24 protein-coding genes and 2 tRNA genes are annotated in these 22,388 nt (G+C 48.0%); 8 read left to right on the plus strand and 18 right to left on the minus strand.

Annotated features, from left to right (window positions below):
- Positions 1-85: 85 nt before the first annotated feature.
- Positions 86-1,369 carry a serine--tRNA ligase gene (serS, locus tag GZ78_RS21900; RefSeq protein WP_034840957.1) on the minus strand — a complete coding sequence of 428 codons (1,284 nt, stop codon included), beginning with the start codon at positions 1,367-1,369 and terminating at the stop codon, positions 86-88.
- Between the two features lie 230 nt (positions 1,370-1,599).
- Entirely contained in the window at positions 1,600-1,986 is a 387-nt protein-coding gene (gene crcB, locus GZ78_RS21905) for a fluoride efflux transporter CrcB (protein WP_034841142.1), read from the minus strand.
- 282 nt (positions 1,987-2,268) lie between these two features.
- Here crcB and GZ78_RS21910 point away from each other — a divergent pair, with 282 nt between their 5' ends.
- Positions 2,269-2,985 (plus strand): class I SAM-dependent methyltransferase, encoded by a 717-nt coding sequence (locus GZ78_RS21910; RefSeq protein WP_034840959.1) that lies wholly within the window; start codon positions 2,269-2,271, stop codon positions 2,983-2,985.
- A gap of 115 nt (positions 2,986-3,100) precedes the next feature.
- On the opposite strand, the gene GZ78_RS21915 is transcribed toward GZ78_RS21910, so the two are convergent.
- The 4 genes from GZ78_RS21915 to GZ78_RS21930 all read right to left on the minus strand — a co-directional run bounded on the left by GZ78_RS21915 (position 3,101) and on the right by GZ78_RS21930 (position 8,662).
- Positions 3,101-4,372, minus strand: coding sequence for a replication-associated recombination protein A (locus tag GZ78_RS21915; protein WP_051786452.1), 1,272 nt, complete (start codon positions 4,370-4,372; stop codon positions 3,101-3,103).
- Positions 4,373-4,434: 62 nt separating this feature from the next.
- A complete protein-coding gene (gene lolA, locus GZ78_RS21920) occupies positions 4,435-5,118 on the minus strand; it encodes an outer membrane lipoprotein chaperone LolA (protein ID WP_051786437.1) in 684 nt (227 codons plus the stop codon).
- Between the two features lie 36 nt (positions 5,119-5,154).
- Positions 5,155-7,587: a DNA translocase FtsK gene (locus GZ78_RS21925; RefSeq protein WP_161787460.1), complete on the minus strand. Its 2,433-nt coding sequence runs from the start codon at positions 7,585-7,587 to the stop codon at positions 5,155-5,157.
- Positions 7,588-7,663: 76 nt separating this feature from the next.
- On the minus strand, positions 7,664-8,662 hold the full coding sequence (locus GZ78_RS21930; RefSeq protein WP_034840962.1) for a C45 family autoproteolytic acyltransferase/hydolase: 999 nt from the start codon (positions 8,660-8,662) through the stop codon (positions 7,664-7,666).
- 13 nt (positions 8,663-8,675) lie between these two features.
- Here GZ78_RS21930 and GZ78_RS27805 point away from each other — a divergent pair, with 13 nt between their 5' ends.
- The 3 genes from GZ78_RS27805 to GZ78_RS21950 all read left to right on the plus strand — a co-directional run bounded on the left by GZ78_RS27805 (position 8,676) and on the right by GZ78_RS21950 (position 10,601).
- On the plus strand, positions 8,676-9,311 hold the full coding sequence (locus GZ78_RS27805) for a potassium channel family protein (RefSeq protein WP_161787461.1): 636 nt from the start codon (positions 8,676-8,678) through the stop codon (positions 9,309-9,311).
- Between the two features lie 225 nt (positions 9,312-9,536).
- The gene (locus tag GZ78_RS21940) at positions 9,537-9,779 is read left to right on the plus strand and encodes a YecH family protein (RefSeq protein WP_034840965.1); all 243 of its coding nucleotides are present in this window, start codon (positions 9,537-9,539) and stop codon (positions 9,777-9,779) included.
- A gap of 528 nt (positions 9,780-10,307) precedes the next feature.
- Positions 10,308-10,601 carry an RNA recognition motif domain-containing protein gene (locus GZ78_RS21950; protein WP_051786453.1) on the plus strand — a complete coding sequence of 98 codons (294 nt, stop codon included), beginning with the start codon at positions 10,308-10,310 and terminating at the stop codon, positions 10,599-10,601.
- 133 nt (positions 10,602-10,734) lie between these two features.
- On the opposite strand, the gene GZ78_RS27810 is transcribed toward GZ78_RS21950, so the two are convergent.
- Entirely contained in the window at positions 10,735-11,214 is a 480-nt protein-coding gene (locus tag GZ78_RS27810) for a hypothetical protein (RefSeq protein WP_236631649.1), read from the minus strand.
- A gap of 252 nt (positions 11,215-11,466) precedes the next feature.
- Between GZ78_RS27810 and GZ78_RS21960 the strand changes: the two genes are divergently transcribed.
- Entirely contained in the window at positions 11,467-12,342 is an 876-nt protein-coding gene (locus GZ78_RS21960; RefSeq protein WP_034840973.1) for a hypothetical protein, read from the plus strand.
- A gap of 76 nt (positions 12,343-12,418) precedes the next feature.
- Here the strand turns inward: GZ78_RS21960 and GZ78_RS21965 are convergent, their stop codons facing one another.
- From GZ78_RS21965 to GZ78_RS21975, 3 genes are all read right to left on the minus strand, one after another.
- Complete coding sequence (locus GZ78_RS21965; RefSeq protein WP_034840975.1) at positions 12,419-15,472, minus strand: efflux RND transporter permease subunit; 3,054 nt, start codon at positions 15,470-15,472, stop codon at positions 12,419-12,421.
- 2 nt (positions 15,473-15,474) lie between these two features.
- Positions 15,475-16,620, minus strand: a complete 1,146-nt coding sequence (locus GZ78_RS21970) for an efflux RND transporter periplasmic adaptor subunit (RefSeq protein WP_051786440.1) — start codon at positions 16,618-16,620, stop codon at positions 15,475-15,477.
- Positions 16,621-16,715: 95 nt separating this feature from the next.
- Positions 16,716-17,429: a TetR/AcrR family transcriptional regulator gene (locus GZ78_RS21975; protein ID WP_034840978.1), complete on the minus strand. Its 714-nt coding sequence runs from the start codon at positions 17,427-17,429 to the stop codon at positions 16,716-16,718.
- Between the two features lie 156 nt (positions 17,430-17,585).
- Here GZ78_RS21975 and GZ78_RS21980 point away from each other — a divergent pair, with 156 nt between their 5' ends.
- On the plus strand, positions 17,586-18,125 hold the full coding sequence (locus GZ78_RS21980) for a YaeQ family protein (protein WP_034840981.1): 540 nt from the start codon (positions 17,586-17,588) through the stop codon (positions 18,123-18,125).
- Here the strand turns inward: GZ78_RS21980 and GZ78_RS21985 are convergent.
- The 8 genes from GZ78_RS21985 to GZ78_RS22020 form a co-directional block, all read right to left on the minus strand.
- Positions 18,122-18,436: a TusE/DsrC/DsvC family sulfur relay protein gene (locus tag GZ78_RS21985; RefSeq protein WP_034840984.1), complete on the minus strand. Its 315-nt coding sequence runs from the start codon at positions 18,434-18,436 to the stop codon at positions 18,122-18,124. The two genes, GZ78_RS21980 and GZ78_RS21985, sit on opposite strands and share 4 nt — an antisense overlap.
- Before the next feature lie 3 nt (positions 18,437-18,439).
- A complete protein-coding gene (gene tusB, locus GZ78_RS21990) occupies positions 18,440-18,727 on the minus strand; it encodes a sulfurtransferase complex subunit TusB (RefSeq protein WP_034840987.1) in 288 nt (95 codons plus the stop codon).
- Positions 18,727-19,086: a sulfurtransferase complex subunit TusC gene (tusC, locus tag GZ78_RS21995; protein WP_034840990.1), complete on the minus strand. Its 360-nt coding sequence runs from the start codon at positions 19,084-19,086 to the stop codon at positions 18,727-18,729. Before tusC ends, tusB begins: the two co-directional genes overlap by 1 nt.
- A gap of 2 nt (positions 19,087-19,088) precedes the next feature.
- Positions 19,089-19,481 (minus strand): sulfurtransferase complex subunit TusD, encoded by a 393-nt coding sequence (gene tusD, locus GZ78_RS22000; protein WP_034840993.1) that lies wholly within the window; start codon positions 19,479-19,481, stop codon positions 19,089-19,091.
- 61 nt (positions 19,482-19,542) lie between these two features.
- The gene (locus GZ78_RS22005) at positions 19,543-20,082 is read right to left on the minus strand and encodes a hypothetical protein (RefSeq protein ID WP_034840994.1); all 540 of its coding nucleotides are present in this window, start codon (positions 20,080-20,082) and stop codon (positions 19,543-19,545) included.
- Between the two features lie 154 nt (positions 20,083-20,236).
- Positions 20,237-20,464, minus strand: coding sequence for a hypothetical protein (locus GZ78_RS29105; protein WP_152558883.1), 228 nt, complete (start codon positions 20,462-20,464; stop codon positions 20,237-20,239).
- Positions 20,465-20,514: 50 nt separating this feature from the next.
- Positions 20,515-20,979 (minus strand): FAD-dependent oxidoreductase, encoded by a 465-nt coding sequence (locus tag GZ78_RS22015; protein WP_034840997.1) that lies wholly within the window; start codon positions 20,977-20,979, stop codon positions 20,515-20,517.
- Positions 20,980-21,091: 112 nt separating this feature from the next.
- Positions 21,092-21,766 (minus strand): Bax inhibitor-1/YccA family protein, encoded by a 675-nt coding sequence (locus tag GZ78_RS22020; protein ID WP_034840998.1) that lies wholly within the window; start codon positions 21,764-21,766, stop codon positions 21,092-21,094.
- A 237-nt stretch (positions 21,767-22,003) separates the two neighbouring features.
- Here GZ78_RS22020 and GZ78_RS22025 point away from each other — a divergent pair.
- Positions 22,004-22,094 (plus strand) — tRNA-Ser (locus GZ78_RS22025).
- Between the two features lie 65 nt (positions 22,095-22,159).
- A tRNA-Ser gene (locus GZ78_RS22030) sits at positions 22,160-22,250 on the plus strand.
- Positions 22,251-22,388: the final 138 nt, after the last annotated feature.

Here is a 22,388-nt window from a genome sequence, read left to right on the forward strand (position 1 = left end):
TAAACATGGGAAATGATGCGCAGCGTGAGAGCTGACTTGGGAAGGGACAGGCCTGCAAGACTGCAGACCTGCTTTTCAAACTGAATTATTTACCCAGAGCTGTGACGCCACCCATATAAGGCTGAAGTACTTCCGGGATATTAATGGAGCCGTCTTCATTCTGGTAATTTTCCAGAATGGCCACCAACGTTCTGCCAACAGCCAGGCCTGATCCGTTCAGAGTATGCAGCAGTTCCGGTTTACCGGTGTCCGGGTTACGGAAGCGGGCCAGCATACGGCGAGCCTGAAAGTCCAGACAGTTACTGACAGAAGAAATCTCACGGTATTTACCCTGACCCGGCAACCAGACTTCCAGATCATAAGTCTTGGTCGCACCAAAACCGAGATCACCGCCACAGAGAGCTACTACACGATAGGGCAGTCCCAGCTTCTGCAGAATAGCCTCAGCATGACCTGTCATTTCTTCCAGTGCCTCAAAGGATTTTGAAGGATGAACCACCTGAACCATTTCAACTTTCTCAAACTGATGCTGGCGGATCAAACCACGAGTATCACGCCCATGACTGCCTGCTTCGCTGCGAAAACAACAGGAATGTGCAGTCAGTTTTAGAGGTAGCTCCGCTTCATCCAGAATACTTTCACGAGCCACGTTGGTCAGCGTCACTTCGGATGTCGGAATCAGGTAGTATGACTTTTCTGCTTCAGCACACTCGGTCTTGAACAGGTCTTCGCTGAACTTTGGCAGCTGGCCAGTACCCAGCAGAGCCGTATCATGGACCAGTGCCGGAGTATTCACTTCTTCATAGCCATGTTCATCGGTCTGAACATTCAGCATGAATTGCGCCAGGGCACGATGCAGGCGAGCAATTCCACCCCGCATCAGTGTAAAACGTGCACCAGACAGCTTGGCGCCGGTTTCAAAATCCAGACCCAAAGGCTCGCCCAGATCGACGTGATCCTTGATGTCGAATTCGAAATCAACCGGAGTCCCCCAGCGACGCACTTCAACGTTGTCCTCTTCGTCATTCCCTTCCGGTACAGACTCATGAGGCAGGTTGGGCACACCCAGCAGCAGATCATTCAGTTCTACCTGCAAGGCTGACAGTTCGTGCTCGGACTCTTTGACCTCTGCAGAGAGCTGGTCCATACGGGCCTTGAGCTCGGAGATATCACCGCCCTGGGATTTGATCTTGCCGAATTCCTTCGAACCGGACTTACGTTCGCTTTGCAGCTGTTCGGTGTGAATCTGCAGGGACTTGCGACGCTCTTCCAAAGCGTTCAGTCTTTCTACATCCAGCTCAAAATGCTTTTTACGAAGCAATGCAGCCACTTCATTGAGGTTGCTGCGAACGTATTTGGGATCCAGCATGTGAATTCCGTAACCTTATGTCTTGAACAATTCTAGTGGTCCTGAATCAGGACGAGTGCGAAGATCCTGAACGAACCTCCGTGAAGCACCAATAATAAGGAAAGTCTGCAAATTCACAAGGGGCAGGCCCTTTAATTACGGAAATTGTTTACTGAGGAAACAGAATACTTATGCATAGCTGGTCAAATGGACTGTCGAGCCTGTTAATAAAGGATGACCTCTGGCCAGTTTTACAGAGCCCAGCGAATCCCCTGATACCCCAGCCAGGTACCCAGCAAACACAGCAACACACTACCCACCCCATAAGCCAGTGCTGTGAGCAACTGATCGGATTGAAGCAGTCTCATTAAGTCCAGTGAGAAAGTCGAGAACGTGGTGAGAGCCCCCAGAAAACCGGTCATAACAAATATTTTCCAGGCAGGTGGTAACATGGCTTTTTCTACCAGCAGATACCAGCAAACGCCCATGATAACCGAGCCCACCAGATTAACGGTTAATGTCGGATAATGATGCAGATGTGGATTACGCGTCAGAACAAAGAGTTCATAGATAAATGCTCTTAGAACGGCTCCCAATGCGCCACCTGCAGCAACGGCGATCCAGTGTGTAGCTTGCATCTTAACTCCTGTCAGTTTTCTGGCAACAGCCTTGCCCACAAGTTCATCAAATCAAGACCTCTAACCTGAAGCTGTATGGAACAAAGCCCACCCTATAAGGTGAGATACACGCCAAGATACCATGAGCGATTCCTCATTAGCAGTAGGGTACACTGCAGAGGTAACAACAATTAGCCTCAAAGATTGGACAGGTTGCGCTGACCTGCTTCAATGATATCGGGTATCTTGAATACCTAACCAGATACTCATCTTTCTTTCCATCATCGAACACATTTAAAGCCAATGAAACATCGTTCAGAAGTTGATATTTTCAATGAGCAATGGCACTGCTACCAATGTCTGGTAGACAAGAATGTTATGGGTCATCAGCAGCTGATAGAGGCTGCTGCCCGGGCCGCCAAAAAACACTTTTCCAATAAGAACATACACCTTCTTGATCTGGGCTGTGGCGATGCTTCAGTAACTAAAAAGATAACCCGAGATCTCTCACTGAGCTCTTATACTGCTGTAGATCTTTCGAAATCTGTTCTGGCTATGGCTAGGAAGAATATGACCAGACCCGGCGTTGAAACCCACTTTGTCCTTAACAATATCTTCGAGTCCTTGCCAGTTAAAGAGTCTCACAACCTGATATTCAGTAGCTTCGCTATTCATCATGGTTCTCTGGAAGAAAAACAGGCCCTTTTCTCAGAAGTCAGAACCAAGGCAGAACCTGGCTGTCTGTTTTTAATGATTGATTCCATAAGACTCAAGGACCAGAACAGAGAACAATACCTTGAAAATGTCAGCCGCTATTTCAGAAGCATTAAGGGGTTGAAAGGCAACTGGCAGGACTCTGTTCTGGAACACATCAGCCAGTTTGATTTCCCGGAAAGTATTAAGCAGTTTCGTGAAATCGGTGAGCAGGCTCAATGGCAACTGACTGATCACCACATACTGGAAGAACGGCCTGAATTTCCTGCAGCCTTGCTGGTCTTTCAGGCTATCGAAGCAAAATAATCACAATCCGGATTAAGTTCTCTCACAACGGGTACAGCCCTGCGATATCGCAATGAACTTGTCGAAGTGCCTACCCAGCATCCTTCGACAGGCTCAGGATGAACGGAGTCTATCGCTACTGCCTTCTCCGCTTCGGGCTTTGCTGATCCCATTCAGCCAGTTTCTCAAGTTTCTCACGAATTTTGATTTCCAGACCACGATCATTGGGCTGGTAATACTTTCGGGCTTCCATATTTTCTGGAAAATAACACTCGCCCGCCGCATATGCTCTGGACTCGTCATGGGCATAACGGTATTCAGCACCGTAACCCAAAGACCCCATCAGTTGGGTGGGCGCATTTCTGAGGTGATTCGGTACTTCAAAGGAAGGGTTGCCTTTTACATCGGCCATCGCCGCTTTCCAGGCCAGATAGACGGCATTACTCTTGGGTGCACAGGCACAATAGACGGTGGCATGTGCCAGAGCCAGTAAGCCTTCCGGATTACCCAGACGCTCAAACGCCTGCCAGGCATTCATGGTGATTTCCAGAGCTCTGGGATCGGCATTACCAATGTCTTCACTGGCAATGGCTACTAACCTGCGGATAATGTAGAGCGGGTCTGCACCGCCATCAACCATTCTGGCGGCCCAGTAAAGTGCAGCATTAGGGTCTGAACCTCGCACTGATTTGTGAAAGGCTGAGATCTGATCGTAAAAAGCGTCACCGCCCTTGTCAAAGCGCCGGCCGCTGTCTGCCAGGATTTCTGTTACCGTGGTCGCTTTTATAAGACCGCTCTCACTGAGATCCGCCGCGACTTCCAGAATGTTCAGTACTCGCCTGGCATCTCCATCACCATATCGAACCAGAATGTCCTCAGCCTCTGGTTCAAGAGAAACAGGACTGTCTTTAAAACCACGCTCATCAGACAAAGCCTGATGAAGCACCTCTCTGAGCGCATCGTCTGCCAAGGGTTTTAACACATAAACCCTTGCCCTGGAGAGCAAGGCGTTATTCAGTTCAAAGGAAGGATTCTCGGTGGTCGCACCGATAAAAGTAATCGTGCCGTCTTCAATGTGAGGCAGAAACGCATCCTGCTGGGATTTGTTAAAACGATGCACCTCATCCACAAACAGGATGGTTTTCCGCTGACGGGTCATCTGCTCATCGCGAGCTCTGCCAACGGCTGCACGAATATCTTTTACACCAGAGAGCACGGCAGACAGTGTCTCGAAATGAGCGTCACAGACTCCGGCAACCAAACGGGCCAGAGTGGTCTTGCCTACCCCGGGAGGTCCCCAGAAAATCATGGAATGAATGGCACCCTGCTCCAGTGCTTCTCGCAGAGGTTTGCCTCTGGCCAGAATATGCTCCTGACCCAGGTATTCGTCCAGATTACGAGGCCTCATGCGTGCAGCAAGAGGTTCATATCGGGATGACTCTTCGTCAAACAGACCTGCAGAATACAAAGTTAACCCCGGGTCTCATCTATTACGTCAAAGCCTTTGGGAGGTTTCACCTCGAACAGGTCGTCATTCACCTGCCCGTTCTCCTTGACCTCTGAAAACAGAATTCTGCGTTTGCCACCCAGAGAATCTGACAACTCAATGGAGGTCAGCGTTCCCTGTCGAAAATCAATGTTCAGCTTTTCAAAAAGATCCGACTCTGCTTTCGGGGTCAGGGTGAATTTCTCATTCCGGTCCTTGCTGTAAACAGACACATTGTACTGCTTCAACAACTCCCGGGCATTACCCGTCAACAACTGTGCCGGTGTGTTAGCCATACGGGCATCCTGTTTCTGGATGATCACCTGTTGCAGGTCACTATCCACCATCCAGACTTTGCTGCCATGAGCCACAATTTCCTGTTTGTAAGGTTCAGTGGTCACCCAGCGGAAAAGGTCAGGACGCTTCATCTGCATCTCACCTGATTCAGTCTGGCTACGACCATCCGAAGAAATCGCATCCTGCTGGAAATGAGCGGTCAGACTTTTCAGGGCTTCCAGCTTTTCAGCCAAAGAGTGAGAGGCTTTTTCGTCATTCAGTCCTTTGCTGACATCAACGCTTTTAACGGGTTGCTCAGTCAGCATAACAGGTGCAGGCTGCTCCTGAGGGGCTGCCAACAACTGCGAAGAGAAACTAAAAACAGCTGTCATTACAGCTACTTGGGAGATTTTCTTAAACACTCAACTTCAATCCTTCACGGGAGGTGGTGCAATCACCTCACGATTACCATTATGGCCTGCCGGACTCACAACTCCGGCTGCTTCCATTGCCTCTATCATACGCGCAGCCCGGTTGTATCCGATCTTTAATTTACGCTGTACTGACGAAATAGAAGCCCTCCGGCTTTCAGTCACAAATGCGACGGCCTCATCATACAGGGCATCTTTCTCGGAATCTTCATCCAGTCCACCACTGAAGGCACTGCCATCAGAAGCAGACTCTACACCATTGAGGACTTCTTCCACATAATCAGGCTCGCCCCGCTTCTTCCAATCTGCGACAACCCGATGGACTTCATCATCGCTGACGAAAGCACCATGAATACGAATGGGAACACTGGTACCCGGCGGCAGGTAAAGCATATCACCATGGCCCAGAAGCTGTTCGGCTCCCCCCTGATCAATAATGGTACGGGAGTCAATTTTACTGGATACCTGAAAACTGATCCGGGTAGGAACATTCGCCTTGATCAAACCAGTGATAACATCCACCGAGGGGCGTTGTGTCGCCAGAATCAAATGAATACCGGCAGCACGGGCTTTTTGAGCAATACGGGCAATCAGCTCTTCTACCTTTTTGCCAACAATCATCATCATGTCAGCAAACTCGTCCACCACCACCACAATGAAAGGCAGGGATTCCAGCTCTGGAGCCAGGTCGCCCAGAGTCAACGCTTCGTAGAAGGGGTCACGAAGAGGCTCACCGGCAGCCGCAGCGTCCTTCACTTTTCTGTTGTAACCGGCAATATTCCGAACGCCCAGAGCCGCCATCAACTTGTATCGACGCTCCATTTCCGCCACACACCAGCGCAGTGCGTTAGCGGCTTCTTTCATGTCAGTCACTACAGGTGAGAGCAAATGAGGAATGCCGTCGTAAATAGACAGTTCCAGCATTTTCGGGTCAATCATGATCAGGCGAACTTCTTCCGGGCCTGATTTAAATAACATGGACAGCAACATAGCATTGACGCCCACTGACTTACCGGAGCCAGTAGTACCCGCCACCAGCAGGTGTGGCATTTTTGCCAGATCCACTACCGCCGGCTGACCGGCAATATCATGTCCAAGAGCGAGACTGAGTGGAGAAGAAGCCTCATCGTAAACTTTGGAGGCAATCAACTCAGCGAAAAATACCGTTTCCCGGTCATCATTGGGAATCTCAATACCCATCACGGACTTACCTGGAATCACTTCCACTACCCGAACACTGACAACAGCAAGAGAACGAGCCAGGTCTCTGGCAAGGTTTGAAATCTTGCTGGCCTTCACACCTGGAGCAGGCTGAATTTCATATCGGGTAATCACCGGCCCCGGATGCACAGCAACGACGACAGCTTTGACACCAAAGTCTGCCAGCTTGGCTTCTAATAAACGAGAGACTACTTCCAGTTCGTCCTGGTTAACACCGCTACCATGATCTTTGACCTGATCCAACAGCCCTACGCCCGGAAGCTCACCTTCTGGAGGAATCTCAACCGCCTCTTCTTTCTGGGCCACTGCAATCTTGCTTAACTTTCTGGGTTTAATCTCCGGCTCAGGGGCAGGCAGAACAACCACTGGTTCCTGACGCCCCCTGGAGGCCGTAATTGCCGGCTCAAGAACAGGCTCAGATTCTGGTTCAGGTTGGGATACTTCAAACGTTTCACGATCCAGCTCTCGCTGTTCTTTCCAACGGGTGATTCGTGACTGAACCGTTTCAACCAGCCAGACACTGCCCTGACCCAATCTGGCCAGGATTCTCTTCAAAATACGGCCACTGGCATCCAGTACACGAAACCAGGAAAGATGGGTATAAAGCGTGAAACCGATCAAGAAAATAGCTAACAAAATCAAGCTACTGCCAATGGTATTAAAGGCAGGAAGTGACTTGCTCATGATCAGCTGACCCAGGATACCGCCGCTTTGTGCTGGCAGGTTACGACCCAAATTTTCCATATGAATCGCAGCCAGTGCAGCGCCCGTGGCCAAAGCCAACAGTAAGCCCAATGAACGTAAAACAAACCAGGTTGGCTGCCAACTCCAGGCCGTGTAACGGTGCTGAAAAACTAGAATGGTTTTGATCATCAGCAGCACAGGAATCCACCAGGCAAACACACCAAACAGAGAGAACAGGACATCACTGAACCAGGCGCCTGCCTGACCGGTACTGTTAGCCACTTGGCCTTCAAAGCCAGCGTAACTCCAACCGGGGTCTGTTGGGCTGTATGAAAACAGCGCCAATGCCGTAAAAGCAGCCAGCACCAGCAGGAAGAGCATACCCGCTTCTCTAAACCTGAGTGCTAAAGCACTGGCTTCTGCAATCCCTTCTCCAGCAACTGAATCGCGAATACCCGTTATGGCTTTAGGTACCGGTTTTTCTTTTGCGGCTCGTTTACGCTTTTTGGTGATCGTTTCCGACATTCGATTCCCGTTCAATCTCCTGACAGCCTTGATATAAAGATATTACTTCAAGATACCATGCTCAATGTGGCATAGGCTACGCAAGGCTATAGCTCTCAAAACCCCGCTCCGGATCAAAACCTTCTCTCAACAACATTTGTCGTTTACCAAGATCCATCATCAGGGTCACTAAAGTGCCTCCATTCCCGGTCAACTCATGATAGCTGTAGGCTCTTAGGACTGGAAAGGGTTTTTCATTATTATCAAGCAGTTGCCTCATTGTCTTAAGGTTCAGTTCAGGATTATACAGTAATGTTTCCTGCAGTCTTTTGAGCCGGGTCTCAGTACAGGGTCTGGAAGACGTGGGTTGCGCCTGGCCTGACTGAAGATAGTGATTAGTGTGCAAGTATGAGTCTTGCTCGGTTGACTGAAACCAGGGTTGATCAGGAGACAATTCCACAGCCAGTGTTTCTGACTGGTCAGACACCATAATATGACTGGCCTTCCCTGCTCCATGTTCTTCGATCAGTAATCGGGCTTCCTGAAGACTTTGGGACTCCAGCAAGGCTCTTAAAAGAATATGAACGGGTAACCCCGTCAGTTTTTGCTTAGCGGGCAGAATATTCAAACAGACACCCAGACCAGCTGAATTCATTCCGATTTTGGCCAGCATGCCGGGTTCCGTCATGGTCAGGAATCGATGGCCATTTTCCAACTCAATATCTGCCAGAGCCAAATGACCTTCCAGTGCTTCAGCCCAATCCCAGTTCTGTCCTGCCAACCCCAGCTTCGGAAAAGCAACAGAAGAGCACTCAACAGGGGAAGACATCAACTCACTGCGGGCATTAATACAATATATCCAGAAAGGCTCAACCCCTGCAGCAGCTGCAATAGCATCCATTTCCTCTTTATAATGGGGTCTGAATGACAGGACCTTCTGCATCAGCAGATGAACATGCGACTCTAGCTTTCCCCTGTCTGTCAGAAAACGTGACCGGTAGTAGTCCAGCACTTCGCTGATGTCTTCGCGCATCTGCTCGCCATGGATATGCCCCCGGTTTTTTGCTGATCCATTTAGCACCAGTTTTTTCATCATTATGAGTCCCGAAATGTCCCGATTCAGTAACAACCAACTGCTCAGTGGGCTTCTGTTGACGCTGCTGGTATCCGTTCTTGTGCCGGTTTCCGTGGAAGATAACACAATAGGCGGTCAAATTTTCTCACTCCTCATTATTGCCTCATTGATGACGGTTCTGGCAAGACTGACTGAAAATCAGATTAAAGTACGTCGCTGGCTGCAGATCACCGGTCTATCTCTATTAGCTATTCGTATTCTGATTGGGCAAGGAAATACCCCACTCTGGGCAGATACAGCCAGTCTCATGCTGGTCATATTGTTTCAGCTGGCACTGATGGTGTTATTAATGGGGCATTTGTTTTCAGACGAAGGTCTGAACGAGAAACTGTTGGCGGCTATTAACTTTTATTTTCTGACCGGAATCACCTTTGGTTTTATCTACACTCTCCTCAACCTGGTGTTACCTGGCGCTTTTGACTTTCCGAGTCATGGCACCTACGACTGGCCAGACTTTATCTATTTCAGCTTTATCAATCTGACCACACTGGGGTATGGAGATATTACTCCGGTCGCCTCGATCGCCAAAAGTCTGGTCGTTATCGAAGCGGCCATTGGAGTATTAAGCCCTACTATTATGATTTCACGGTTTGTTCGTCCGGCTACCTGAGACCGGGACAGGGCGATCGGCCAGGTGGCGACTGAGCCCCAAATAACGTTCAGAATGCCTGATCATGAAAAACCAGGGCATCTCTCACTCTCCCAACAAACGGATACTGCAGACAGCTTGGAAGAACATCCAAATCACATAATTTCAGGGTTTGCCCCTATGTCAAAATCCTCAGCAGAGAGTATCTTTAAATCTTAAGTTTTTAATCGATTCTCAGGAAATCCCATGACTACTTCCGTTCACGGTCGCAAGTTACTCAACCTTCTTCAGGAGCTGCCTCAGCCCATCGAAAAATCCGCGCTGCTGGCACAGATGACTGAACGTTTTGGTGCCCAGGCTGTTTTCCACACTTGTTCTGAGCAGGGTCATAGTGCACAGAGTCTGGTCGAACTGTTTCTTAAAAAAGGAAAACTGCTTCAAAATCAGGAAGGTATCAGCCACTCTGGATGTTCATGTAAAGGACACTGATTTTTTTGCCTAATCATTCGTGTTCACGGCTTTGCCGTTAGAGCCCTGAACACTTCCCTTCCCCATTATCCTTTTAAAAGGATTCACCTCAATTTCATGCTTGACATAAAACAATGAGGTTATAATCTGGAAGCATGGCTAGATTGTCAGGCCATGACAGTATTGAGCCATTCATTGATTCGTTTTTTGACTTACCGAATGTGTTGATGGGTCAATTCATAAAAACCAGAATATTCAGGAAGTGATTCCGAAACGGCCAAGAGCGATAGAAATAATATTCAGGAATCCTCAGTATTAAAGGACAAAGAAAATATTTCATGGGAATCTGCAACCGTGGGGTTGGCATTTTAACATCTAAGAATCGAAGCAACATTTTACGCATCACTGATGCCGAAATGTTCCTGATAGATAGCCCTGTGCAATAAGCCTGAATTTGAATAATGATGCTGTCCAATACCTGGCCGGGCATACCTGATGCCTCGTACCCGGGTTACAGTCAGCCTTGAGAAAATCGGAGACCTATTTACCATGCAACAGAATAAACTGTTTGTAGGTAACCTTCCTTTCAACAGTAATGAAAGTGACCTCCAAGAAGCCTTTGAGCAATTCGGTGAGATCGATGAAATCCATGTCATTACTGACAGAGACACTCGCCGCTCCAGAGGGTTTGCCTTTATTACCTTTTTCGAAAGCAGTGATGCTGACTCGGCACTGTCCATGGATGGTAAGGAAATGAACGGCAGACCCCTGCGTGTTAACTTTGCAACAGAACGCAGTGGTGGAAAGCGCCGGAATCAAAACTCACCAAAAAACAATGCCTGACTGAATCATTGGATTGAACTGAATGCTTCTCTTTCATTACTAAAGCCCTGAAAGATGAGACGACTAATGCCTCTGGAAAGGCAATGAAGGGCCAGCGAAGTCCTTTTTTAGCATCCTTGCCAAAAGGCTTGGTCTATTTTTTCTCCAGATTTTTCTTCAACACTTCCTGCTGAAGTTTTATCTGTTCCATTTGCATTCTTTGCAGTTCTTGCTGATTCAACTGCTGCTGCATCTGCTGTTGCTGAAAAGCACTGGGATCACGAAAATCCGGGATAGGAACTCTTGACTGGTTGGAACAGTTTTTATCCTGAGCAAGGCTAAGAAGGTGATTATAGCGCTGACGGTAGGCATCAATTTCGATTTGTTCTGCCTGACTCAGATCCATAAAAAACCATGGAACCAAAAAGAAAACACCCGTTACGCCCAGAGCTACGTTTTTACCGGTTTTATCCGTTTTGGGCATCAGTCTGCTGATCTCTCCCTCTATAAACATCATCTCGCCTTCCAGAGCGGCACAAGAGCGATTGATATCCCCATACTGTCGTACAGCAATTGGATGAGCATCTCTGCCTGCACAGCCTGTCTGCAATAACACCAGAGCCAGCAGAGACATCCCCACAATTCGATTTCGATTTCGATTTCGATTTTTTAATAACATAACTCTGTTTAAACACGCTATAAAACTCAGTACAGCGCAGACCAACAAGACGACTGTTCGTTCACTTCTTGGAAGATATTCATCAATCTAACAACCAACAGTTTGTAAAAAGAAGAAACAAACTCCTCTAATCAGAAGCCTCATCCATGTCCATTTCTGCCGATACAAACCTAACTCCACTCCTGCAACTGATCACTGGATGACCTGATGAAGAAAAATTATATTCTCCCCCTACTCCTGATTTTGTCACCAGCTCTGCATGCCAATCAAAAACCGGTTGAATCCACTCAGCCTGAACTGACCCTTAAGACAGCCATACAACCCGAGTTGACTGATGAATCTCCCATGCCATTAGTGTCTGCTGCTGTTCGTTATGGAATGATGGCCGATGCCTACCTCAGCAGCCCCAGCGGTATGGTAACAGAAGGATATCGTTTTCAGATCAGAAGTCTCTATCTGTCCTATCTCAAAGAGATGCTGGCAGAGCCGGGTAACACCGTCGATAACATCAATGAAGCACTACTGGCAAAATGGATGATGCGTCTGGGTCGCGAAGGTATTGGACCTGAGATATTGGTCAGCATCAAAAATGGTATGCAGAAAAAACTGGCAGAGTGGAGTCAGAAAAGTCTGTCAGGGCAGATCACCCCTTTTCTGGAATCCACTGAAATCATGCCAAAACTGGAGCAGCAGATTAAGGCGTGTAAGAAAATGACTCCACAGCCGTCGAGTGATCCAGCCAAGCGCCGTTCCTGCCACCAGGCCGAATCCCTGACTCGGGTTGAATCAAGCAGACTGATTGACCCCAACCTTCTGAAAAGCGCCATGCTGAAACTGATACCTTCTTATGCTGAAGGCCTGATTGATGTTTCAAATCGCCCCTATTACCGAGCCTTTCTGACTTCCCGGGAAGACTTTGAAGAAAGCCTTACTGCCTTGCTTGGACAAGGGTACACCGCACGCCAACTGGCAGAAATCCTTGAGTTTGCCGGGGTGGATTATCCTGAAGTATTCGACAGCCTTTATTACCACGCCCTGAGGAATGACAAAAGTATTCACGAACCCGCCATTACCCAGAAATAAACATAACCATCCAGATAAGCAGGGAACCCATCAGTTTCCCTGCTATCCAATCTCTACTGCAAACCCGCTGCTCAATTTAGTCGTACTTGACCTTATATAACAATGAATAGGTCACAGGAAGAACAATCAAGGTCAGAATCGTTGCAAAGCCCAGACCAAATATAATAGTAACTGCCATTGAGCTGAAGAAAGCATCAAACACCAGTGGAATCATTCCCAGCATAGTTGTGAGTGCCGCCATACAGACTGGACGCACCCTGCTGACAGCAGCATCCACAATGGCATGACCCAGATGCCCTGTTTTCTCTTCCTCAATATTGATCTGTTCCACCAGCACAATACCGTTCTTTATCAACATCCCTGAAAGGCTCAACAAACCCAGCAAGGCGGTGAACGTGAACGGCATATTCAGTGCAAGCAGACCCGCTGATACGCCAATAACGCCCAGCGGGACCGTAAACCAGATAGCCAAAGGCTGTCGGATAGTACTGAACAAAAATACGGTAATGATAAACATGATCAGATAGCCCATAGGCAAAGACTTGAAGACATTACCCTTAGCTTCACTGGACATCTCATACTCCCCACCCCATTCCAGGCTATAACCTTCTGGCAGGGTGATGGACTCAATTTTACTTTTCAGTTTCAGTCGAACCGATTCCGGAGTTTCATCGGTAAACGGTCTCGCATCCGCCATTACGGTCAGAACACGCTTGAGATTACGACGAATAATCAACGGATTTTCAGTCGCCGACTCAAAACGACTCACGACCTGCGCTACGGGTACAAAAGCATTACGCTCCTGACTCCAAACCTGAAGATCCGTCAGTGTATTAGCATTCAGCCGTTCTTCTTCCGGCGCTCTGGCCAGTATTGGCAACAGATGACTTCCATCTCGATAGACGCCTACCTGCATGCCTGTGAAGTTCACCAGCAAAGCATCATCCAATGCCTGTTTTGAGATGCCACTTCTTCGGGCTGCCGCTTCATCAATCTGTGGACGGGCAATGGTTACCCGTTCTCGCCAGGACTGCCTGATATCGGAGGCTGAAGGTTCTGCCTCCATGATGGCTATAGCCTTGGCACCCAGCTCTCGCAGCACTTCAGGATCTGCCCCATAAAACCTTGCTTCAATATTAGCGACAGGCGAAGGTCCGTTTTGCAGAAGTTTGAACTTAAATTCAATGCCAGGGTATTTGGCATTCATGGCCTTTTCCATAGGGCCAACCAATGCCTTAATCCGATCCCTATCGTCTACTTGAATAATCAGCTGCCCATAACTGCTGTAACTTTTTTCGGGTGCATAGGTCAGAATAAAGCGCTGAGCCCCCATCCCCATCACCGACGTCACATTTTCTACGCCTTCATAGGCCATCGCATCCTGTTCAAGCTGCTTGATGGCTTTTTCAGTTTCACGAATATCACTGCCTTCCTGCATCCAGACATCGACAAAAAAGATCGGAGTATTGGAAGGTGGGAAAAAAGCCTGCTTTACGTGACCAAATCCTACAATAGCCAACGCCAGGGCAGCGACAGTCAACACCAGGGAAATAGTTCTGTGTTTCAGGGCTTTACTCAGGAAACGGCGATAGAAAACAAACAAGGCACCTTTGTATGGATCGGCATCGCTACCTGCCATAACTTCAGAAGGTTCCTTGAACATCATATGACAGAAAAAGGGGGTCAATGTGATGGCCAGAACCCAGCTAATCATCAAAGACAACGACAGAACCTGGAACAGGGAAACCATGAAATCGCCGGTAGAGTCCGGGGACAAACCAATAGGTGCGAAGGCTATGATCGCAATCACAGTAGCACCCAGCAGAGGCCACTGATTCTGGACGACTACCTGTTTGATGGCATCCATGCGGGAAAGCCCTCGGTGCAAACCGACAAGGACTCCTTCGGTCACCACAATAGCGTTATCAACCAGCATCCCAAGGGCAATGATTAATGCCCCCAGCGAGATTAACTGCAGTTCCACTCGCAGCACTTTCATACCGATAAAAGTACCCAGAATGGTCAGCAACAGAATGCCCCCCATCAGCAGGCCAGAACGCAAGCCCATGGCAAAAAGTAATACCACAATGACAATGGCAATAGCTTCCGCAAGGCTGATCAGAAAGCCATTTACCGAAGCTCGTACGACTTCGGGCTGATCATAAACCACCGTAAAATCGATACCCAGCGGGCGACTGGATTCCAGTGCTGCCAGACGGGCATTCACGGCTTCACCCACATCCACTACATTGACACCCTTGGCAAAAGAGATACCCAGGGAAATCGCTTTCTCACCATTACTTCGGTAAAGGTTCAGAGGGGTCTCATCAAATGTGCTGTGAATATCAGCAATATCACCCAGATAAATCAATTCAGTCGTGCCTGGCGCGCTGATTACCAGCTGTTTCAGTTCACTGATGTCCTTGAATTCTCCTGTAGGATGAATACGCACCGAAAAGCCATCAATAAACATATCTCCGGCATTGGACACAACATTCTGATTCTGGATCAGACTGTAGATATAAGCCGGATCCACACCCAGTGCAGCCACTTTGGACTGTGAGATCTCGATGACAACCTGTTCGTCTACAGTGCCTGCAAGACTTACCTTCTTGACCCCATCCACCAGAGACAGTTCACGGCGAAGAAAGTCACCATAGTTTTCCAACTCACGGTAGTTGAAATCATGGCCACTGATATTCAGCATGATGCCAAAGACATCACTGAAGTCATCGTTCACGATCGAAGGCAGCACACCCGGCGGCATAGACGACTGTGCATCATTAACTTTCCGACGAAGCTCATCCCAGATTTGAGGCTGATCGCTGGCAGTGAATTCATCTTTCAATTCCACCATGATCTGGGAGACACCCGCATTAGAAACAGAATCGATATTTTTAACGTATTCCAGTTCTTGAATAGCTCGTTCCAGCGGGAGAGTTACCTCTTCCTCAACCTGTTGAGGCGAGGCCCCCGGATAGGCGGTATTGACCATAGCCTGAGGAATGGGAAATTCAGGAAACTCCAGCTGTCCCAGACCAAAAAACGATATCGTTCCGCCAATCAACAGCAGGACAACAAACATCCAGCTGATGACTTTGTTACGTATTGAATACTCTGCGATATTCATGCTCACAGCCCCCGCTCACGCTGCAGTGGCTTGACGGCCATACCGGAACGCAGACGATTAACACCTGCCGAAACAATGCGATCACCTTCCTTGAGCCCGGAAGTCACTTCGATACCTGATTGAAAAATGGTACCCACAGTCACCTCAACCGGATTCACCGTATTGTTTTGCTGATCAAATACCCAGACCTGCTCCTTGCCGGTAGCGTCATCCTTCAGAACCGCAGACAGCGGAACGACAAAGTGCTGACCTGCATTTGAGCGGGGTGAAACTTTAGACAGGTCAAGAGTCAGGGTTGCACCCATGCCTGGATAAACGGTCAAGTCTTCAGGAATAGGCATGGTGAACACCACTTCATACGACTGAGTGCCAGGTGTTACCTTGGTGGAGTGCTCTTTATAAGTGACCCTGTACTCTGTGCCTGGTCTTCCTGCAAACGTGGCAACTGGTTGATAGTTGCGGTCGATATTTTCCTCACGGACATTGGACACAATACTTTCTGGAACCTGAATACTGACATCCAGAGTATTACTGCCTTGCAGTATCAAAATGGTTTGTTGTGCCTGTGCAAACTGATAGTTTTCAACCAGTGTCTGGGCAACACGTCCATCAAAAGGCGCTTTCAGTACGGTGTATTTCAGTTTGTCATTAGCTAACTGCAAAGCTGCCTGTGCTGATTTCAGCTTGGCATTGGAGTTATCCAGCTCAGACTGGGAAACAACTTTCTTCTTACGCAGTGATTTAATCCGGTTATTTTCTGCTTCTGCCAGATCATAATCAGCCTGCCGGGCAGCCAATTCATTACGAATATCCCGATCATCCAACTTAGCCAGCAGCTGTCCTTTTTTTACCTCTTCTGCCTGCTTCACTGGAAACTTGACCAGTTCTCCAGGAATACGAAAAGAGATTTCAGCTTCTTCACTGGCATAGACCTTGGCTGGAAACTGTCTTAAATTTCCGGCGTTGGAATCTTCAACCTGAAACAACTTTACAGGGCGAATCATTTCTTTCTGCTCTTCCTGTGGTTGCGAGCAACCCGAAAGAGTCAGAGCCGCAGCCACCAATGAGCTTATGAAGAGCAGGGAATAACTCAACTTATTTCTTTTTGTAAAAGCCCTGCCTTTGTGCAGGCTGAACGGCGATTTCATAAACCTTCTCCCTCTCAGGCATAAACTGCCCAAAATTCCGAATATTATTCGAAAGATGTTCTAAAAAATCCCCAGTCAAAGGGGATCATAAAAAATCAGCAGGATGCTGCTTCAAGTGCGGTGTAGGAACTCACGACGTCTGCCAGCTGGCTCAACCGTGATCTGGGAATAGCTGAGTGAAGTTTCCAGCCCGCCAGATAACGCTCAATATTTGCCAAGTGTAGATCAACCCCGTCGTCTTCTCGAAAGTCAGCATTGAAAACACCAAAACCTGATTCCTTGATTTGATAAAGACCACTGGACAAGCCCCAGAGCCCCATCATCAACTCTGCTACTGACTGATCCGTCACATCTTCAATAGCATTTTCAACCAGAGCCAATCGAACCAGGGTCTTGAGCTGACCATCGATATAGTCACCCAATTCATTCATTGCATTGCTGCGATTGGAAGAGGCTCTTTGCCAGACGCTGGGGTTCATAGCCAGCTGACTGAGCGCAAAATGCTCAGGTCGATCCTGATTAATTTTCCACATGCACAGAGAGATCATGACCATTTTTTCAAGAGAGGTGAGCTCGGCCTCAATGATGCGGTGCAATACCTGAATTTTTTGCCGGGTCAGAAAGTATTCACACCCCAGTAGCAGATCTTCTTTGCTGGAAAAATGAGAATAAATTGCTCCCATTGAACATTCTGCGGCCTGAGCCACATCAGACATTCGTAGATCAAGAAAGCTTTTCTCTTCCAGCAGGAGGAGTGTGGCAGCAACGATCTCGGCCTCTCTCTGTATGCGCTTCTGCTGTCTGGACATAAGGATGAAAACACTTGGAAATAAGAGCGAATATTATTCGTTTTTCATAAACGGATACAAGCTATTTTTCAGGTTGAAACTACTTAATCCAACCTTGATGAGCCCATCCAGAGTCTGTAGTGTCGGGCTCTAATCTTTTTAAGACTGGATGTAGAAATGGCGCTCAAAGCCACCATATTCAAAACCGAACTGCACATTGCCGATATGGATCGGCATTATTATCAAAATCACTCTCTCACTATCGCCCGTCACCCGTCTGAGACTGACGAGAGAATGATGATTCGGCTTTTGGCTTTTACCCTGTTTGCGGATGAACAGCTTTCATTCACCAAGGGGTTGAGCACAGACGACGAACCCGATCTATGGCTTAAGAATTACAGTGATGAAATAGAACTCTGGATTGATCTGGGCCAGCCCGATGAAAAAAGAATCCGTAAAGCCTGTGGCCGTGCACACTCGGTTGTACTCATCAACTATGGTGGCAGAACTTCTGATACCTGGTGGGATCAGATGGCTGGAAAGCTGGATCGTTTTCAGAATCTGAAAGTACTTAACCTAGAGGAAAACTCAAGTAAAGCTCTGGCCGAGCTGGCTGAGCGCAACATGCAGCTCAGCGCCAGCATCCAGGACGGTCATATCATGATGAGCAATGAACGACACAGCCTGGACATTACCTTTGAGTGTCGAAAAGACTAGAAACAGTTAGTCGGTCTGGGCAAACCCGCGATTCTGGCCGCCAGCTTGGCGGGGCTGCCCGGGAATAATGTCATCAGGTAAATACTGTTACCCTTTTCCTTCCCAAGCTGGCTGGCAATGAACTTTACGAAGGGTCTCTGGCTGGGGGCATGCTCAAACTTCTGATAGAACTCTCTGAGCAGATTCAGAATTTCCCAGTGTTCGTCAGTCAGGATAACATCATCATCAGCTGCCAACTGAGTGGCAACCTCTGGACTCCAGTCACTGAGATTAACCAGATAACCCTCTTTATCACGCTTTAAGTCGATCATACTCTAAAACCAGCTCACTACCTTGTCATTGGCTTCAGTCAGTTCAACAAACCCCTGATAGTCCACCATACCAATATCCAGATTGTCCCGGTTGGTCATCCCTCTGGCCAACACATCCGCCTCCAGCACATAAACGGCCACATGCTTCAGCAAATCAGACAGCACATCACTGGCTTCATAAAGAGCATAAACGCCCTCTTCCAAAAGCAAAACATTGTCACCGGCATTGAGGGCTCTCAAGCAAAGCTCCAGGGGCTGCCCGGTTTTATTCACGGTATGCAAAGTAGCCATCAGAAACTCAAAACCTTGTCATGCTGTGCCAGAAAGGATGCAACGGCATCACCTTCCAGGAGAGTGTATAAAGGTAACAACTGTTCAGGATCAAGATTGCGCTCTTCCAGCGACTCTCCGTCTACATAGACTGTCTCAATTCCGTATAGCTCCAGCGATTGAAACATGGACGAAAGGTTTTTTCTGCCCAATTGCTCAGGAGACTGTCCGTCCAGTATCTGATAAACCCCATCGCCCATCAGTAAAAGACTGGTTGGAATGTCATAAGTGGCAGACACCAGAGCAGCATCCAGAGCTTCTTTGGCAAACTGGCCACGATAAGGAGCCTGAGTCGATATAATACAAAGGGTTTGACTCATAATCAGTCTCCAAAAGTTACCAGACGATCTGCCTCAACGGCTGCCTCAAGCAACTGCCCCAGCCCCGAAAGTTCATAACCTTCTCTGAGGTTGCTGGCTGACAACTCATACCTTTCTGCCTCATCGACACTGACCACTCCCCGTCTGAGAGCTGCTGCAATACAGACAACTGCATCAATATCATGTTCTGCTATCAGCCTTTGCCACTGCTCAGGAAGATTCTGCTCATCCTGAGGAGGAGAAGTCAGGCTGGTAGCATTGTGTACACCTTCCTGATAAAAAAAGACACGCATCACTTCATGACCAGAAACCAACAGAGCTCGGGCAAAAGACAATGCGGTCAGTGAAGACTGCCCAGTACTGGCAGCACCATAAACAGCCAGTGCATATTTCATTCACAGACTCCAATCTACAAAATTATCTTTAAGCACTTCATGGAGACCGTACTTTGTTCACTCAAAGTTCATCGGACCGACGTGAAGCCGGATTGTTAGCAGGAAAATAGTCGTTCACAAGGTCGGCTACATGATCCCAGCAATCTGGCGTACTCGGTCCCGACAAGGCAGTCCCTATATAATAGGTAGAGTGTCTACCCTGCAGCTTGTTCAGATTTTGATAGAAACCATTGCGAATATCATCCACTTCTACGTAAGGTCCAAAGGGAGAGTGATTATGGAACTCAACAAACTCTTTGAACTTAACTTTGCTGCCCCGAAAACTCAATCGTTCAATATCATCCCTGATGCGCTGCTTGACGTCATCATCGGAAAGCGACAAATCTTCCGCGCCAAATAGCACATTATAATGATCTGAAAATGGCATGGGTAGCACAGCATAAATACCCGGGAACCTGGCAGCCTTGATCATATTTTTGGTATTGACATTAAAAACCCCTTTATCCTTGTCCAGACCCTCTGCCCGGACAACCGCGGTCCAGTAGCCCCTGGCCTTGAATTTGCTCAAAAGTAACCGCTCGTGCTCATCAAAATCAAACACGGTACCGAATGTCTCTAGCAGTGGTGGCGCAGAAACACATAAATAATTGCAGGAGAATTCAAGACGCTAGCCATTCTGATAAGTTTCAACCAAGACGGGCTCGTCTTCGACTCTTCTTACTTTTTGTATCTGGAGGTTCAGAAAAACCGCTTGCTTACCGGTTAACTGAGCTATTTCTTTCGAAATAGCCGGATAAATAGCGTCCCCCCCCCTCGGCTGGCGTCTGGAAGCTGTCCCTGAGAATAGAATATGCCACTCGATGGGTAATGTTCTTAAAAACATACAGCATGGGCACATTCTCAATGGAGCCATACCCCTGCAGGTAATGAATCAATGGCGTGAACCCAATATCAATTTCCTTCTTTTTGAGGAATTCTCCCATTGTGAGCAACAAATCTTCTGGCACAGGATCAGGTAAATGAGTACCAGGCCTCAACAAAAAGGAGTAGGTATATACCTTGAGTAATACCAGTAATAAAAGAGGGATATCAGCGTAGATCGATAAGAGGGCTCCTGATAATCAGACAGCGCACCGCTTTCAAAATCGACATATTTCCTTTTTAAATCGAGGATAGATGCACGCACGAGCTTCTGGCCAAAGCGATCAAACACCTCTTTGACCGTATCACTCTCTGGAAATATTCTGACGCCCAAATCGTAGACTGAGCCCCAGGGTTCAGCCCGATAGGTCTGAGCATGCCCACCCAGTCGCCCTTTTGCTTCGAGAACCGCAACAGAATATTTTTTATCTGCTAATTTGAGCGCTGCATACATCCCTGAAGCGCCGCCCCCTATGATACAAACATCCCTGCTCAGTTCCTGCCCATATCCCGTGACGCTAAATAACCAACCTAGAACAATCAGGATCTGCAAACGACCAGAGAGAATCTTTTCCATGAGAAGGCACCTTCACAGCTCATCGTGAACCGTATTCACTTCCCACTTATCTGACAGGCAAAAAAATACCCCGGGGCAAAACCCCGGGGTATTTTCATCAAACACTGAATACTCAGTCGTCAGAAGACATACCCAGCAGAGAAAGCAGAGCCGTAAACAGGTTATAAATATTCAGGTACAGAGAAACTGTAGCGCGAATATAGTTGGTCTCACCACCATGAATGATACGGCTGGTATCAAACAGAATGAATCCGGACATCAACAGCACAATAGCTGCAGACAGAGCCATAGAGGCCGCCGGAATCTGGAAGAAGATCAAGGCAATACTGGCAATAACCGCAACAATCAGGCCTACCATCAAGAAACCGCCCATAAATGAAAAGTCTTTACGGGAAACCAGGACATAGGCTGACAAAGCAAAGAAAACAACGGCTGTACCACCCAGAGCCTGCATAACCAGGGAAGGTCCATTAGCCAGAGCCAGGTAGTAATTCAACATAGGGCCCAGAGCTGCGCCCAAAACACCAGTGAAAGCAAAGACAGCGACCAGCCCCTTGGCTGAATCAGCGGTTTTATTCACGACAAAAATCAGGCCAAAGCCCACCAGGCTCAGTACCATGGCAGTCATACGGCTGATTTCCAGTGCCATAGCTACACCAGCAGTGAAAGCACTGAACAGCAGAGTCATACCCAGCAACATGTAGGTGTTGCGCAGTACACTATTGATTTCAATGCCGCTGCCGACCTGTGTCGACCTTGACGCTACAGCGGTGGGTTTTCGTTCCATCTTTTATTCCTCGCATTGGGGCTTATATAAGGAGTATACCAGAGCTGGACACACCGGCTATATCCAGAACCTCTTTTTACAAGATGGCCATAATAGCGTATTCACTGTTACGAAACCGTAACAGTCGTTGGTTTTTTCAATGCAATGTGACAAAAAAAATCGGATTCGGATATATCCTTTGGTTTTCAAGGGTTTGACAGTTGGTCGTTTTCAGGTAATATTCATTCCCGTTGCTGCGGAGGGATGGCTGAGCGGTTGAAAGCACTGGTCTTGAAAACCAGCGTGGGTTAATAGCCCACCCAGGGTTCGAATCCCTGTCCCTCCGCCATTTTTCTATAGTCTGTTCTATATAAAGTCTCAGTAGCCCCACATTCTAGTGGAGTTATGCCCTACGGAGGGATGGCTGAGCGGTTGAAAGCACTGGTCTTGAAAACCAGCGTAGGTTAATAGCCTACCCAGGGTTCGAATCCCTGTCCCTCCGCCATTTTCCTGATTGATCATCACTTTCTCAAAACGCCTGAGCCTGTATATTCTACCCTGTATTCAAACAGTTACACCTTTATTTCCCCACATACCTCCTTTCGCCACCGCCCGACACAAGCCGTCATTTGCCGAAAAAGCC

The sequence above is a fragment of the Endozoicomonas numazuensis genome, from assembly GCF_000722635.1.
GTDB classification, from domain to species: Bacteria; Pseudomonadota; Gammaproteobacteria; order Pseudomonadales; family Endozoicomonadaceae; genus Endozoicomonas_A; species Endozoicomonas_A numazuensis.